This window comes from Celeribacter ethanolicus, assembly GCF_002407265.1.
GTDB classification, from domain to species: domain Bacteria; phylum Pseudomonadota; class Alphaproteobacteria; order Rhodobacterales; family Rhodobacteraceae; genus Celeribacter; species Celeribacter ethanolicus.
Genome location: NZ_CP022196.1, coordinates 2,522,577 through 2,537,059 on the forward strand (window position 1 = coordinate 2,522,577; position 14,483 = coordinate 2,537,059).

Here is a 14,483-nt window from a genome sequence, read left to right on the forward strand (position 1 = left end):
CTTGTCCGGGTAGATCAGCCGAAACCTTCCCTCCGCCGGTGTTAGCCGGTTCAGGTTCAACGGGTTCGCATTCGCATCTCAGCCGTGATCTCTCACGGGCACCCCGAGGTGTGGATCAACTTAGCGCGAAATCCACCGGACACAAGACCCGCTCTTTTCGAACCGCGTCGAAGCGGTTAAACGTCTATGCGACCAAGGAGCCGCCCATGAGCATGAATACATTCGGACATCTTTTCCGCTTCACCACCTGGGGTGAAAGCCATGGCCCCGCCTTGGGCGCTACCGTTGATGGCTGTCCTCCGGGGATCCAGATCAATGAAGAGATGCTTCAGGTCTGGCTCGACAAACGCAAACCCGGCACGTCGAAATTTACCACCCAACGGCGCGAACCGGATCAGGTGGAAATCCTCTCGGGCGTATTCGAAGGCAAGACCACCGGCACGCCGATTCAGTTGATGATCCGCAACACGGATCAACGTTCGAAAGACTACGGCGAAATCGCGCAGGCGTTCCGCCCCGGTCACGCCGACATCACCTATTACCAGAAATACGGCATCCGTGATTATCGTGGCGGCGGGCGTTCCTCCGCGCGGGAAACCGCCGCGCGCGTGGCCGCCGGTGGCGTGGCGCGGGCGGTTTTGGCTGAATTGGTGCCTGATTTGCAGATCACCGGCTACATGACCCAGATCGGTCCGCATGGCATCGAAGGTCCACGCGATATGGCGGAGATCGAAAATAACCCGTTCTGGGTGCCCTCTGCGCAAACCGCCGACAAATGGGCCGATTATCTGGGCGAGATTCGCAAAAACGGCTCGTCCGTTGGCGCCATCGTCGAGGTCGTCGCGAAGGGCGTCCCTGCGGGCCTCGGCGCGCCGATTTACGCCAAGCTGGATACCGATCTCGCCGCCGCGATGATGTCGATCAACGCCGTCAAAGGGGTCGAGATCGGCGAAGGCATGAATGCCGCCTGTCTGACCGGAGAAGAAAACGCCGACGAGATGCGGATGGGGCCGAATGGGCCTCAATTCGGGTCTAATCATGCGGGCGGCATCCTTGGCGGGATTGCCACCGGGCAGGATGTCGTCGTGCGCTTTGCGGTGAAACCGACCTCCTCGATCCTCACCCCGCGCAAGACGGTGACGAAATCCGGCGAAGACACAGATTTGATCACCAAGGGCCGCCACGACCCCTGTGTCGGCATTCGCGCCGTGCCGGTGGGCGAGGCGATGATGGCCTGTGTGATCCTCGATCACTTGCTCTTACATCGCGGCCAGATCGGCGAGGGGCTTCGCGGCAAAATTGGCTGAGATTCTCACCATTTTCGGGATCACATTCCCGATCTTCGCCATGGTCGCCATCGGGTATGCGACGGTCACAAAGGGCGTGTTTCGCCCACAGGACATGAGCATCCTCGGCGGTTGGGTGATGAATTTCGCCCTGCCCGCCTTGGTTTTCGGCGCGATTTCCTCCCGTCCGATTTCCGAGGTGATCCACCCGGATTACATCGTGGTCTACGCACTCTCCGGCCTCCTGACGGCGGGGCTAACCTTTCTCTGGTTCTCCATCGTCGCCGACCCAGGTCGTCGCGGCGTGGTGACGATGATTTCTTATTGCCCGAACTCGGGTTTCATCGGCTACCCGATGTTCCTCATCCTCGTCCCCGATCACGCCGGAATCATCCTTGCGATGAATTTTCTCGTGGAGAACATCGTCTTCATCCCCCTCGCGCTCATGGCCATCGAGGCGGGAAAACCGCGTGAAGACCGCCGGGGGAATGCACTTCAACAATTCGGCCAAGTCCTCAAAAGCCTGCTCAAGCGACCTCTGATCATCGCCATCATCCTTGGCTTTCTCATTTCCGCCTCGGGTCTGTCCCTGCCCGGCCCGGTTCACAAACTGATTGATCTGGTCGCGGCCTCCGCCTCTGCCGTCGCGCTTTTCGTCATTGGCGGCTCGCTTGTAGGACTGTCCTTTGAGGGTAATCTACGCTTGGCAGGCCAGGCCGCGGTGGGCAAACTGATCGTCATGCCCGTTTGTACAGCGCTTGTGATCTTCTTCATCGGCCACTTTGGTGTCACCATGGATTCGAACCTGCGCACCGCTGCACTTATTTCCGCAGCCCTTCCGACCATGGCGATTGCGGCGCTCTTTGCCCAGGAAGTCGGACGCGGTGCGCTGGCCTCCCTCTCCATCCTAGTCAACACACTGGGGGCCTTCGTCACCCTCAACATCGTGCTATTTCTGGTGGTTTAGAGACTGTTTTCACCGAGCACACCACCAAAGAAAAAGGGCCGCGAACCGCGACCCTTTCCCTTAAACCTTAAAACCGGTTCAGCCGTTCACGCTGTCTTTCAGCGCTTTGGCGATGGTCATTTTCACGACCTTGTCGGCTTCTTTTTTCATCTGGTCGCCGGTCTGCGGGTTGCGAACCATGCGCTCCGGGCGCTCGCGGCAGTAGATCTTGCCAACACCCGGCAGGGTCACGGCGCCACCGGCGGACACTTCTTTGGTGATGATCGCAGTGATCGCTTCGAGCGCAACACCAGCGGATTTCTTGTCGGTGCCCATTTCTTCGGCCAGAGCAGCCACGAGCTGGGTCTTGGTCATCGGTTTCGACATTGTCTGTATACTCCTCGTACGCCCCCCTTGGATTAGGGGATTATCGCGCATTTCTAAGCCAATATTGCGGGGGCATACAACGCCTAGTGTACATATACTGGGGTTTTTCGCGCATTTTGGACGAAAAAGACTCAGTTAAAGGAAAGCCGTCTCCTCGAAGGAGCGCAATTTCCGGCTATGGATTCGCTCGATCGGCATCGCCCGCAAAAGCTCCATGGCGCGAATGCCGATCAGCAAGTGCCGGGAGACCTGCGATTTGTAGAACTCGGACGCCATCCCCGGCAATTTCAATTCGCCATGAAGCGGCTTATCCGACACGCACAAAAGCGTCCCGTAAGGCACACGGAACCGGAATCCGTTGGCGGCAATCGTCGCGCTTTCCATGTCGAGACCGATGGCACGCGACTGGCTCAACCGCTGCACCGGACCGGATTGGTCCCGAAGCTCCCAGTTCCGGTTGTCGATCGTCGCAACCGTCCCGGTTCGCATGATCCGCTTAAGCTCATAGCCCTCAAGTTCGGTGATCTGCTCCACCGCATCTTCAAGCGAGGTCTGAATCTCCGCCAGCGCCGGGATCGGCACCCAAACCGGCAGATCGTCATCCAGCACATGATCTTCGCGCAGATAGGCATGTGCCAGAACGAAATCGCCAAGCCGCTGGGAGTTGCGCAGACCCGCACAATGGCCGACCATGATCCAGGCATGCGGCCGCAGCACCGCAATGTGATCCGTCGCGGTTTTCGCATTCGACGGCCCGACCCCGATATTCACCAAAGTGATCCCGCCGCCATCGGCGCGTTTCAGGTGATAGGTCGGCATTTGCGGCATCTTCGACGTGGGCGGGATCACCGTATCGGGATCGGTGATTTCGACATTCCCGGTCGAAACGAAGCTGGTGTAGCCGCTCTCCGGATCGGCCAGAACCTTGCGCGCATAGGCTTCGAATTCCGAGACGTAGAACTGATAGTTGGTGAACAACACATGGTTCTGGAAATGGCTCGCATCGGTCGCAGTGTAATGCGACAGGCGGGCCAGAGAATAATCGATCCGCTGTGCCGTGAAGGGCGCGAGCGCGGAAGACCCATCCTCGTGCAGATAGCCGAACCCGTTCACAATATCATCATGGGTGGTGCTCAGATCCGGCACATCGAAGACATCGCGCAGCGGAAAAGCCATCGCCCCCTCCTGCGGCACGGTGATATTTTCGTCATTGGCGACCGCGAAATGCACCGGCATCGGGGTCTGCGACGACCCGATCTGAACCTGCACCCCGTGATTGCGGATGATCTGGGTGATCTGTTGTTTGAGATAATTGCGGAACAGGTCCGGTCGCGTGATCGTCGTCGAATATTCGCCCGGCCCTGCCACATGACCAAAGGACAGCCGACTGTCCATCGTGGCGTGCGAGGTCGTCACCACGCGAATCTCCGGATAATAGGCCCGATACCGCGCCCTGGGCTTTTCGCCGCGTGCGATCATCGAGAATTTTTCCGCCAAGAAAGAACAGGCTTCCGTGTAGAGCTCTTCGAGTTGGCTGACCGCCGCCTCCGCGTCGGAATAACTCCGGGGATCGCGTTCTGGCGGGGTTTCAAGCATCAGGCTCGTCAAACGGCTGTCCATTCTTATATTCCTTTTATCAGCACGGTATCTCCACAGTTGAGACCATGTGCGGCGCGGACGCAAGAGCCCCGAAATCAGGAGAGACCCATGACCACACAGAAACTGTTTTCCTTCGGTCACGGCTATAGCGCGCAGGCTTTGGCCCGTCGTCTCCTGCCGCAGGGCTGGGAGATCATCGGCACCACCCGTAACCCCGAAAAGGCACGGGAATTTGACAATGCAGGTGTGGAGCCGATTTTACTCGGACAAGAGCCGATTCCAGCGCAATTAGGCGGCGCAACACATCTTTTGATCTCTGCTGGCCCGAATGCAGAGGGGGATCCGTTTCTGCGCGATTACCGGCAGCCTCTCATCAACGCCGCCCCAAATCTGCAATGGATCGGCTATCTTTCAACCACCGGGGTGTATGGCGATCATGGCGGAGGTTGGGTCGATGAGGAAACCCCTCTGACCCCCGCCACGAAACGCGGCATCGCACGGGTTCAGGCCGAAATGGATTGGCAGGAGACTGCGCAGGATTTGGCTCTAAACCTGTCGATCTTTCGCCTCGCGGGCATCTACGGGCCGGGTCGAGGACCCTTCGCCAAGGTCCGAAATGGTACGGCCCGGCGCATCGTGAAAAAGGATCAGATCTTTTCCCGCATCCATGTCGAAGACATCGCTCAGGTTCTGGAAGCCTCTATCCACAGGCCCGACTCCAGCGGAATCTATAATATCTGCGACGACCTTCCGGTCCCGCCGCAGGAGGTGATCGGCTATGCCGCCGAACTTCTCGGCTTGCCGCTCCCGCCCGAAGAAGATTTCGAAACAGCGGAGATGACGCCCATGGCGCGGAGTTTCTATGCAGAAAGCAAGAAGGTGCGAAACGACCGGATGAAGCGGGATCTGGGCATCCGGCTCATCTACCCGGATTACAAAACCGGCCTGCAAGCCTTGCTGCAAGAAGATCAGTAACGCCAGTTCCGCCGATAATCCCAAAGCGTAATGCCGTACAGAACCACCCCGGCAAAGGTCAGCACCGCACCGACATAGCCCGAGGAGGTGAACCCGTAGCCCTTCGCGAGGTAGATCGAGGCGATAAAGGGCCCCAGCGCATTGGCCACATTGAAGGCGGCATGGTGCAACGCCGCCGCCAGCGCCTGCGCATCGCGGGCGACATCCATGAGTCGGGTCTGCAACAGGATCGGAAAACCGTTTGCCAGCCCCATCGCCAGCACCAGCCCCGCCATGGCCCCACTTTGCCCCGCGATCAGCGGGTAAAGCAAAAGCAGACCGATATTCACGAACAGCATCAGAAACACCGACAGGTTCAGCGCCCGGTCCGCCGCCCAACCGGCAATCAGCGCGCCGAGCGTCATGCCAACCCCCATCAGCGCCAGAAACCACGGCACGGCGCCCTCTGCGACCTGCGTCACCTCCAGAAGCGTGGAGGTGAGATAGGTGTAGAAGGCAAAGAACCCGCCAAACCCGATCGCCCCGCTCAACAGGGTCAAAAGCACCTGCCGGTTCTTCAGCGCACCAAGCTCCTGCACCGCATTGGACCCATCGCCCGCCGCCGAAACCGGCGCGAAACTCAAAATCAACACTGCCGTCAGCGCCGCCAGAACGCCGACCAACGCGAAAGCCCAGCGCCACCCCACCGTCTGACCAAGCACATTCGCCATAGGCACACCGACCACCGTCGCAATGGTCAGCCCCAACATGAGACGCGCCACAGCCTTGCCCCTCTGTCCGGGGCCGGCAAGAGAGGCCGCAAGCAAGGCCGCCACGCCGAAATAGGCGCCATGCGGCATACCGCTCAGGAAACGCGCGATGAACATGGTCGTGTAATTCGGCGCTATCGCCGAGAGGACATGGGTCAGACAGAACATCGCCATCAAACCGACAAGCAACATCCGCCGCTCGATCCGCGCCGCTGCAATGGCGATCATCGGCGCACCGACGACAACCCCCAGCGCATAGGACGAGACAAGGTGGCTCGTCTTCGCCTCATCTATGCCCAGCCCCACGGCCATATAGGGCAAGAGGCTCATCGTCGCGAATTCCGTCGTCCCGATGGCGAACCCGCCCATCGCAAGCGCGAAAAGAACGATACCCGGACGGGTGCCGGGCGCGGCTGTGGAGGCAACGGCCATGGGAAATCCTGATTTGAGGCAGACTGCAAACGCCAGTCTTCGTCCATTCAGATCAAAGGATCAACCGCACGACCAAAGCGCTGGCGTCATACCCGCCTTGCGAAAACCGCGATCAGGCGCGTTTGCTGGCAATATCGGCAACCCCGAGCACGGAGAGCACCTTCGTCTCGATGTCCGGCGTGTTGAGACCGGCGGTCGCATACATGGCCTCGGGGCTGGCATGGTCGATGAACGTATCCGGCAAAGTCATCGAGCGGAATTTCAACCCGTGATCAAAGACGCCCTCATTGGCGAGGAAATCCGCCACATGCGACCCGAATCCACCGACAGAGCCCTCTTCCAGAGTGATCAGCGCTTCGTGGTTGGCCGCCAGATCGCGGATCAGATCGTGATCGAGGGGCTTGGCGAAACGCGCGTCGGCCACGGTGCAAGAGATACCCTTGGCCGCGAGGTTCTCAGCAGCTTTCAGGGCGGGTTCGAGGCGTGTGCCAAAAGACAAAAGCGCCACGCGCGTGCCTTCGCGCACGATCCGGCCCTTGCCAATCTCCAACACTTCGCCGCGTTCGGGCATCTGGACGCCAACGCCCTCACCGCGCGGATAACGGAAAGCAATCGGCCCCTCGTTATGCGCCACGGCGGTGGCAACCATATGCTTCAACTCCGCCTCATCGGCGGCGGCCATCACCACCATGCCCGGCAGGTTCGCCATGAAGGCAATATCGAACGCGCCCGCGTGGGTCGCCCCATCGGCGCCGACAAGACCCGCACGATCAATGGCAAACCGCACAGGCAGGCGCTGGATCGCTACGTCATGGACGATCTGATCGTAACCGCGTTGAAGGAAGGTCGAATACATCGCACAGAACGGCTTCATCCCGCCAGCCGCCAGACCGGCGGAAAAGGTCACGCCATGTTGTTCGGCGATACCGACATCGAAACACCGGCTCGGAAACCGTTCGGCGAAAAGATCGAGCCCCGTGCCATCCGGCATGGCGGCGGTCACGGCAACAATCTTGTCGTCCCGCTCCGCTTCCTGAATGAGCGCATCCGCAAAAACCCGTGTGTAGGACGGCGCATTGGATTTCGCTTTTTTCTGTTCGCCCGTCAAAACATCGAATTTCGCCGTCGCATGCCCCTTGTCCGGACGGCTTTCGGCAGGCGCGTAACCCTTGCCCTTCTTCGTGATCGCATGGATCAGGATCGGCCCGGTGGCCCGCGCCTTCACGGTGCGGAGCACGCTCAGAAGCTGGTCCATGTCATGCCCGTCGACCGGCCCGACATAGGAAAAGCCCAGTTCTTCGAACAGCGTGCCGCCCACGGTCATGCCCTTGAGCATTTCCTTCGCGCGCTTGGCCCCCTCCTGAAACGGATACGGCAAAAGCGATACGGCCCCTTTGGCGGCCGCTTTCAGCTCCTGAAACGGCGCTCCGGCATAGAGGCGGGTAAGATAGGAAGACAGCGCCCCGGTCGGCGGCGCGATGGACATTTCGTTGTCGTTCAGGATGACGATCAGGCGTTTGCCCAGATGGCCCGCGTTGTTCATCGCCTCGAACGCCATACCTGCCGACATGGAACCATCACCGATCACGGCAATCGCGTCGCCCAGCCCGTAGTCCGGCGCGCCCCCGAGATCGCGCGCAACGGCAAAACCAAGGGCCGCGGAAATCGAAGTGGAACTGTGCCCGGCACCAAAGGGGTCAAAGGGGCTTTCCGAGCGCTTGGTGAAGCCCGAAAGACCTTTCTCCTGTCGCAGCGTCCGCATCCGGTCGCGACGCCCTGTCAGGATCTTGTGCGGATAACATTGATGCGACACGTCCCAGATCAGCCGATCTTTCGGCGTATCGAACACCGCGTGCAACGCCACGGTCAGCTCCACCACGCCAAGCCCCGCCCCAAGGTGCCCACCGGTCTCGGATACGGCGGAAATCACCTCCTGGCGCAACTCTCCGGCAAGACGCTTGAGTTCGACATCAGACAGCGCCTTGAGATCGGCGGGGACATTCACGCGGTCAAGTGTCGGTGTGGCTGGACGATCGGACATGGCGTCTCGCTTTCTCAGGTTTCCCGCGAAATAACGAAGCGGGCTACGTCTCGCAAGGGTTCGGCACGGGTTCCATAGGGGCTTAAGGCCGCACAGGCTTCATCGACCAAGGCCACGGCACGCGCTTTCGCCCCCTCAAGACCCAGAAGCGACACGAACGTCGCCTTCCCCGCATCTGCATCCTTGCCCACGGCCTTGCCGGTTTTTTCGACATCGCCCTCGACATCGAGAATGTCGTCCTGAATCTGGAAGGCGAGGCCCAGCGCCTTGGCATAGGCGCCCAGCGGTGTGGGATCGGCCCCAGCCAGAACCGCCCCCGCACGGGCGGACCATTCGATCAGCGCCCCGGTCTTGTTGCCCTGCAACACAGTGATCTCGTCGAGGCTCAGAGGCGTAGCGGAGGTTTCCGCCGCAATATCCTGCGCCTGCCCCAGAACCATGCCCCGTACACCGGAAGAACGCGCCAGAGAGGCGATCAATTCGACCCGAACCTGACTGGAAACACCCAGTTCTGGCCGGGTCAAAAGCTCGAAAGCAAGGGGCTGAAGCGCATCGCCGACGAGCACCGCCGTCGCCTCGTCCCAGCGCTTGTGCACCGTCGGCTGACCCCGGCGCAAATCGTCATCGTCCATACAGGGCAGATCGTCATGCACGAGGCTATAGGCATGCAGCGCCTCGATCGCGGCCGCAGCCCAGACGGACTGCGCGGGTGCAATCCCATGCAATGCCGCACCTTCCATCACGAGGAAAGCCCGCAAACATTTGCCGCCCTCAAGTGCATAGCGCATGCCCTCCTCGACCGGCATGGCACCAAGCGGGGACAAAACAGTCTCAAAACAGGCGGAAACCGCCGCTTTGCAACGCGCCAGACCGTCTTGCATCAGACACCTTCGGCCTTGGTCACGCCCTTGGCTTGGCCATCCGGGCCGATGGTGATCTTTTCGACCTTTTCCTCGGCGTCCTTGAGCTTGGCCTCGCAATGCGCCTTGAGCGCCGCGCCGCGTTCGTACAAAGCAATGCTGTCCTCAAGCGCCACGTCACCGCGTTCGAGCTTGCTCACAACCTCGTTCAACTCCGCCATAGCGGTTTCAAAGGACATTTCGCTGACCGGCGTATCGCTCATCTGACTCTCCAAAATGCTTTCTCACTGCATATAGGAAAACCGGCGGGAAAAGCCAGTTTGACTTTGCCGACTTACTCCGGCGTCAGCATATATCCCGCACCCCGCACGGTCTGAAGATAACGCGGCTGGCGCGGGTCGTCTTCGAGCTTGCGGCGCAGACGCGTGATCTGGACATCGACGGCCCGCTCCTGCGCCTGATCGCCATCGCGTCCCAGCCGTTCGACCAACTCGCTCCGCGTGACCGGCTCTCCCGCCGAGGTCACGAAAATCTTCATCAACTGCGCCTCGGTCCCGGTCAGCCGCACGATCTGGTCGCCTTCCCAAAGCTCGCCGCGCTCGACATCGTAACGGAACCGCCCGAGATGCAGGTATTTCGGCCCCGCCTCCGCCTGCTCCATCTGCGGCATCCGGCGCAGCACCGCGTTGATCCGCAACAAAAGCTCTTTCGGCTCGAACGGCTTCGGCAGGTAATCGTCCGCCCCCGCCTCAAGCCCGGCAATCCGATCCTCGGTCTCGCCCTTCGCGGTCAAAAGCATGATCGGCGTCGAAAGGGTCTTACGCAGATCGCGCGTCAGGCTGATCCCGTCCTCGCCCGGCATCATCACATCGAGCACAATGAGATCGAATTCCAGCCCCGCAAGCAAACGCCGCGCATGGGCCGCATCCCGCGCCGCCGTCACACAAAACCCGTGCCGGATGAGGAACTTCTGCAACAGCCCCCTGATCCGCTCGTCATCGTCCACAATCAGAAGGTGGATTTCCCCACTCAACCTAGTCCTCCTTCCCGGACAGCGCGTTGAAAAACGCCGTCTGATCCGGGTCCATCATCGCCTCGAGCACCTGCCGGAACCCCGAAACGGCCTCGTGTCCCGCCTCGCGATACGCCGCGCGCATCCGGGCGCGTTGCACCTCTGCAATCTCACCTTCCAGCACTTTGCCCGTCTCCGTCAAATAGAGATGACGTTCGCGCTTGTCCTGAACGCCCACTCGGCTTTCCACCAGACCGTCTTCGATCAACGTCCGCAGCACACGGTTGAGCGACTGTTTCGTCACGCCGAGAATGCCCAGAAGGTTGTTCACATTGGTGCCCGGAGCGCGGGAAATGAAATGCAGTGCACGGTGATGCGCCCGGCCATAGCCGTGTTTTTCGAGAATACGATCCGGGTCCGCCGTAAAACCGCGATAAGCAAAGAACATCGCCTCGATGCCCTTACGAAGCTGTTCATCCGTCAGAAAAAGCAGTGCTTCCCCACTCTTGGTTCCGCCAGATTTACCATCCGCCATATCCTGCCTCGTTCTCGAACTGCGCAAATTACGTACAGTTTAAGTCAGTGTTGTTGACATTCCAAGACGGAATTGATAGCGAAACCGGGATTTCACGCAACAATCATCCCATTTGATGCCATCCGGCGCAACTTCATGAAAGAGGGATGTCGACAAAGGAGAGTCCCATGGCTGGCAGCTACGAAGATCGCGACGGCTACATCTGGATGGACGGCACGCTCGTCGATTGGCGCGACGCCAAGGTCCATATTCTTACCCATGCCATGCATTACGCCTCCTCCGTGTTCGAGGGTGAGCGTTGCTACAATGGCAAGATCTTCAAATCCGTCGCGCATTCCGAACGGCTGCTCGCCTCGGGCAAGGCGCTCGACATGCCGATCCCCTATTCGGTCGAAGAGATCGAAAAGGCGAAATACGACATGCTCAAGGCCAATGGCTGGACCGACGCCTATGTGCGCGTGGTCGCCTGGCGTGGCGCTGGCGAAGACATGGGTGTCTCTGCGCTGCGCAACCCGGTGCGCATGGCCGTCGCCGGTTGGGAATGGGGCGCCTATTATGGCGATGCCAAAATGAAGGGCGCCAAGCTCGACATCGCGAAATGGAAACGTCCCTCGCCGGAAACCATCCCGACCGCCGCCAAAGCCGCCGGTCTCTACATGATCTGCACCATGTCGAAACACGCCGCCGAAGCGAAAGGCTGCTCCGACGCGCTGTTCATGGACTATCGCGGCTATGTGGCCGAAGCGACCGGTGCGAACATCTTCTTCGTCAAGGACGGCGAGGTGCACACGCCGATCCCGGACGCGATCCTGAACGGCATCACCCGCCAAACCGTCATCGCCATGCTCAAGGACAAGGGCGTGACCGTGCACGAACGCCGTATCCTGCCCGAGGAGCTTGAAGGTTTCGAACAATGCTTCCTCACCGGCACCGCCGCTGAAGTGACCCCCGTGGGCCAGATCGGTGACTATATGTTCGAGGTCGGCGCACTCACCCGCGAGATCTCCGAAGATTACGAAAAACTGGTGCGCAGCTGAGATCAAACCCTTTTGCGCTCCCAGCAAAGGACATTAACCGGGAAATAAGGGCTTTCTGCCAATCTGCGCGCACATGATTGGCAGGAGGTTCCCGTGGTCTCGAAAAAAGACACCATCGTCATTACCCTCATCACGGTGTTCGTCGTAACACCGGCCATTCTGGCGCTGACCGCGTATTTCGTGACAAGAAACCCATCCCTGCGCCCGCTCGGCATCACGGTCGAACGATTAACCGAGGCCGGGCAGATCGAGAACAAGAGCCTGATCATCGCCGTGGTCGACATCGGCCAAGAGGCGAAGGCGACCAGCACCAGAGATCAGTACAAGACCGCCCTCGAAACCGCCTTTGCCCGCATGGAGGCGAAGGTTCAGGTCAAATTCCGCACCATCCCCGGCAGCCGTGAGGTGAACGTCACCTATCTCGTTGGAGAAAGCCGTATCGGCCCCTTTCCCATCGCCCGCGCCGCCGCCGGTGTCGCCGCCGCGACTCAGGCCGAGCGCATGGTCGTCGCCCAACGCAAAGCCGTCGAAAAGGAACAGGAACGCCGCGCCCAGATGAAACGCGACGGTTTCTGGCCTCATGTGCTGGAGTAATGGAAACGCTTTAAAGTGCGTCCGCCTTCTTGCGCTTGGCCGCACTGACCCCAAGCGCGCGCTCGCGCAGAATGATTACGATACCAGCAGCAATCACGATGGACGCGCCCAAAAGCATCGGCTTCGTCGGCACGTCGCCAAACACCGCGTAACCGATGCCCAGAGCGAAGATCATCGAGGCATAATCGAACGGCGCAAGAAGCGAGGCATCGGCATAGCGATAACAGGAGGTCAGGAACACCTGCGCCACTCCGCCGATGAGACCGCCGAGGATCAGAAACACCAGAACCTTACCGCTCGGCATCACCCATGGCGTAACGAACAGGGTCAAAAGCCCCGCAAACGTACAGGACATCGAAAACCAGAACACGATGGAGGTCGTGCTCTCCGTCCGCACCATATTGCGCACATGGAGCTGAACGATGGCCGCCAGACAGGCCCCGCCCAGCGCCATCATCGCCCCAAGCTGCTCCTTCGGATCGGGCGCGCCGTGCAGCACCGTCATCCGCGGCGCAAGCACGATGGTCACCCCGATCAGCCCGGCAAACACCGCTGTGAACCGGAACAGGCGCACATCCTCCCCTGCGAACATCGCCGCAAAAATCACCAGAAGCAGAGGCGAAGCATAGCCAATCACCGTCGCCTCGGGCAGCGGCAAAAGTGCCAGCGCCATAAAATTGAGAAACATCGCACTTGCCCCGATCAGACCGCGCCAAAGATGCCCCATCGGTGATTTGACCCTGAGCCCTGCACGAAACTCACCACGCCCGGCAAGCCAGATGAAGATGATCGGCAAGGCAAAGAACGACCGGAAAAACACCGCCTCGCCCGCAGGCACCTCGTCGCTTGCGGCTTTCACAAGTGCTGCCATGATGACAAAACAGATCACGGAAGCGAGCTTGAGACCGATACCGCGAAACGGCTGCATGATGCGTCTCCTGTCAGGTGGGAATACGCCTGTGTGTCATTCCTCCGTCAGCCGCGCAACGGCCCATCGCGCCGCGTCGCGCACGGTGGGGTCGGCATCCTCGCACAACCCTGCCGCTACGTCACGCAAACCGGGCGAACCCGAATTTCCGATGGCATAGAGCACATTGCGTACGAACCGATCCCGCCCAATCCGCTTGATCGGAGAGCCGGAAAACTTTTCCCGGAACGCCGCATCCTCCAGAAGCGCCAGTTCCGCCAGCGGGGGAGAAATCAAATCCGCCCGCGCCGCAAACCGCACCTCTTTCGCCTCCACCGCGAACTTGTTCCACGGGCATGCCGCCAGACAATCGTCACAACCGTAAATCCGGTTGCCCATTCGCGCGCGCAACTCTTCCTCCACCGGCCCGTGATGCTCAATCGTCAGGTACGAAATGCACCGCCGCGCGTCGATCTGATACGGCGCCGGAAACGCGCCCGTCGGACAAGCGTCGAGACAAGCACGACACGACCCGCAATGGGGCTTTTCCGCTGGATCAGGGTCGAAATCATGGGTCGTAAAAATCGCCCCGATAAAAAACCAATTACCCAGATCGCGAGACAGGAGATTGGTGTGCTTGCCCTGCCAACCAAGCCCGGCCTGCGCCGCCAAAGGTTTCTCCATCACCGGCGCCGTGTCGACGAAAACCTTGATCTCCGTCCCCTCACCGGCCTGCTCAATGAGCCAGCGCCCAAGCCGTTTGAGCCGCTTTTTGACGATGTCATGATAGTCCCGATTGCGGGCATAGACCGAAATTGTGCCAGATTCGGGTCTATTAATCGCCTCCATCGGATCGTCATCCGGCGTATAGGCCTCCGCCAGCATGATCACCGAACGCGCATCAGGCCACAGCGCCGCCGGGTCCCCCCGCCAGTGCATCCGGTCTTCCATCCAGCCCATCTGGCCATGCCGCCCTTCGGCAACAAAACTCTGCAAATGCTCCATCGCACCGGGAATCTCCGGACGCCCGAAAGAGACCTTGGAGAACCCTTCCTCCAAAGCCCGCGCGCGCACGATTTCCTTGTCCAACCCGGCCAAACGAAGCCCTTTCTTTTGTCCGGAA

At 60.1% G+C, this 14,483-nt stretch carries 15 protein-coding genes and 1 riboswitch; of the genes, 5 read left to right on the forward strand and 10 right to left on the reverse strand.

The features are described from left to right. Positions 1-10: 10 nt before the first annotated feature. Positions 11-116, reverse strand: a riboswitch (TPP riboswitch). Between the two features lie 90 nt (positions 117-206). Continuing rightward, on the forward strand, positions 207-1,307 hold the full coding sequence (aroC, locus tag CEW89_RS12430; protein WP_096806107.1) for a chorismate synthase: 1,101 nt from the start codon (positions 207-209) through the stop codon (positions 1,305-1,307). Next, complete coding sequence (locus CEW89_RS12435; protein WP_066703232.1) at positions 1,300-2,253, forward strand: AEC family transporter; 954 nt, start codon at positions 1,300-1,302, stop codon at positions 2,251-2,253. The genes aroC and CEW89_RS12435 overlap by 8 nt, the downstream gene beginning before the upstream one ends. A gap of 78 nt (positions 2,254-2,331) precedes the next feature. On the opposite strand, the gene CEW89_RS12440 is transcribed toward CEW89_RS12435, so the two are convergent. Then, entirely contained in the window at positions 2,332-2,619 is a 288-nt protein-coding gene (locus CEW89_RS12440) for an HU family DNA-binding protein (RefSeq protein ID WP_066703235.1), read from the reverse strand. Between the two features lie 135 nt (positions 2,620-2,754). Further along, on the reverse strand, positions 2,755-4,215 hold the full coding sequence (locus CEW89_RS12445) for an AMP nucleosidase (protein ID WP_096807227.1): 1,461 nt from the start codon (positions 4,213-4,215) through the stop codon (positions 2,755-2,757). Between the two features lie 111 nt (positions 4,216-4,326). On the opposite strand from CEW89_RS12445, the gene CEW89_RS12450 reads away from it, so the two are divergent. Beyond that, positions 4,327-5,193: an SDR family oxidoreductase gene (locus CEW89_RS12450; RefSeq protein WP_096806108.1), complete on the forward strand. Its 867-nt coding sequence runs from the start codon at positions 4,327-4,329 to the stop codon at positions 5,191-5,193. Here CEW89_RS12450 and CEW89_RS12455 read toward each other — a convergent pair. The 6 genes from CEW89_RS12455 to CEW89_RS12480 all read right to left on the reverse strand — a co-directional run bounded on the left by CEW89_RS12455 (position 5,187) and on the right by CEW89_RS12480 (position 10,822). After that, a complete protein-coding gene (locus CEW89_RS12455) occupies positions 5,187-6,374 on the reverse strand; it encodes an MFS transporter (RefSeq protein ID WP_157779843.1) in 1,188 nt (395 codons plus the stop codon). The genes CEW89_RS12450 and CEW89_RS12455 overlap by 7 nt on opposite strands. Positions 6,375-6,486: 112 nt before the next feature. Then, entirely contained in the window at positions 6,487-8,415 is a 1,929-nt protein-coding gene (dxs, locus tag CEW89_RS12460) for a 1-deoxy-D-xylulose-5-phosphate synthase (protein ID WP_096806109.1), read from the reverse strand. Positions 8,416-8,429: 14 nt separating this feature from the next. Beyond that, complete coding sequence (locus tag CEW89_RS12465) at positions 8,430-9,296, reverse strand: polyprenyl synthetase family protein (protein ID WP_096806110.1); 867 nt, start codon at positions 9,294-9,296, stop codon at positions 8,430-8,432. After that, positions 9,296-9,538: an exodeoxyribonuclease VII small subunit gene (locus CEW89_RS12470; RefSeq protein WP_066703249.1), complete on the reverse strand. Its 243-nt coding sequence runs from the start codon at positions 9,536-9,538 to the stop codon at positions 9,296-9,298. Before CEW89_RS12470 ends, CEW89_RS12465 begins: the two co-directional genes overlap by 1 nt. 71 nt (positions 9,539-9,609) lie before the next feature. Next, positions 9,610-10,308, reverse strand: a complete 699-nt coding sequence (locus CEW89_RS12475) for a response regulator (RefSeq protein WP_066703252.1) — start codon at positions 10,306-10,308, stop codon at positions 9,610-9,612. Position 10,309: 1 nt separating this feature from the next. After that, on the reverse strand, positions 10,310-10,822 hold the full coding sequence (locus CEW89_RS12480; RefSeq protein WP_066703255.1) for a MarR family winged helix-turn-helix transcriptional regulator: 513 nt from the start codon (positions 10,820-10,822) through the stop codon (positions 10,310-10,312). Positions 10,823-10,989: 167 nt separating this feature from the next. On the opposite strand from CEW89_RS12480, the gene CEW89_RS12485 reads away from it, so the two are divergent. Both CEW89_RS12485 and CEW89_RS12490 read left to right on the forward strand, forming a co-directional pair. After that, entirely contained in the window at positions 10,990-11,859 is an 870-nt protein-coding gene (locus tag CEW89_RS12485; protein WP_066703257.1) for a branched-chain amino acid aminotransferase, read from the forward strand. A gap of 93 nt (positions 11,860-11,952) precedes the next feature. Beyond that, on the forward strand, positions 11,953-12,453 hold the full coding sequence (locus CEW89_RS12490; protein WP_066703259.1) for a hypothetical protein: 501 nt from the start codon (positions 11,953-11,955) through the stop codon (positions 12,451-12,453). Between the two features lie 10 nt (positions 12,454-12,463). Here the strand turns inward: CEW89_RS12490 and CEW89_RS12495 are convergent, their stop codons facing one another. After that, positions 12,464-13,381 carry a DMT family transporter gene (locus CEW89_RS12495; protein WP_096806111.1) on the reverse strand — a complete coding sequence of 306 codons (918 nt, stop codon included), beginning with the start codon at positions 13,379-13,381 and terminating at the stop codon, positions 12,464-12,466. Between the two features lie 36 nt (positions 13,382-13,417). After that, entirely contained in the window at positions 13,418-14,458 is a 1,041-nt protein-coding gene (gene queG, locus CEW89_RS12500) for a tRNA epoxyqueuosine(34) reductase QueG (RefSeq protein ID WP_096806112.1), read from the reverse strand. Positions 14,459-14,483: the final 25 nt, after the last annotated feature.

Coding starts and splice junctions, on each gene's coding strand:
- aroC (WP_096806107.1), top strand. CDS start 207: ATGAGCATGAATACATTCGGACATCTTTTCCGCTTCACCACCTGGGGT.
- CEW89_RS12440 (WP_066703235.1), bottom strand. CDS start 2,619: ATGTCGAAACCGATGACCAAGACCCAGCTCGTGGCTGCTCTGGCCGAA.
- CEW89_RS12445 (WP_096807227.1), bottom strand. CDS start 4,215: ATGCTTGAAACCCCGCCAGAACGCGATCCCCGGAGTTATTCCGACGCG.
- CEW89_RS12450 (WP_096806108.1), top strand. CDS start 4,327: ATGACCACACAGAAACTGTTTTCCTTCGGTCACGGCTATAGCGCGCAG.
- CEW89_RS12455 (WP_157779843.1), bottom strand. CDS start 6,374: ATGGCCGTTGCCTCCACAGCCGCGCCCGGCACCCGTCCGGGTATCGTT.
- dxs (WP_096806109.1), bottom strand. CDS start 8,415: ATGTCCGATCGTCCAGCCACACCGACACTTGACCGCGTGAATGTCCCC.
- CEW89_RS12465 (WP_096806110.1), bottom strand. CDS start 9,296: ATGCAAGACGGTCTGGCGCGTTGCAAAGCGGCGGTTTCCGCCTGTTTT.
- CEW89_RS12470 (WP_066703249.1), bottom strand. CDS start 9,538: ATGAGCGATACGCCGGTCAGCGAAATGTCCTTTGAAACCGCTATGGCG.
- CEW89_RS12480 (WP_066703255.1), bottom strand. CDS start 10,822: ATGGCGGATGGTAAATCTGGCGGAACCAAGAGTGGGGAAGCACTGCTT.
- CEW89_RS12485 (WP_066703257.1), top strand. CDS start 10,990: ATGGCTGGCAGCTACGAAGATCGCGACGGCTACATCTGGATGGACGGC.
- CEW89_RS12495 (WP_096806111.1), bottom strand. CDS start 13,381: ATGCAGCCGTTTCGCGGTATCGGTCTCAAGCTCGCTTCCGTGATCTGT.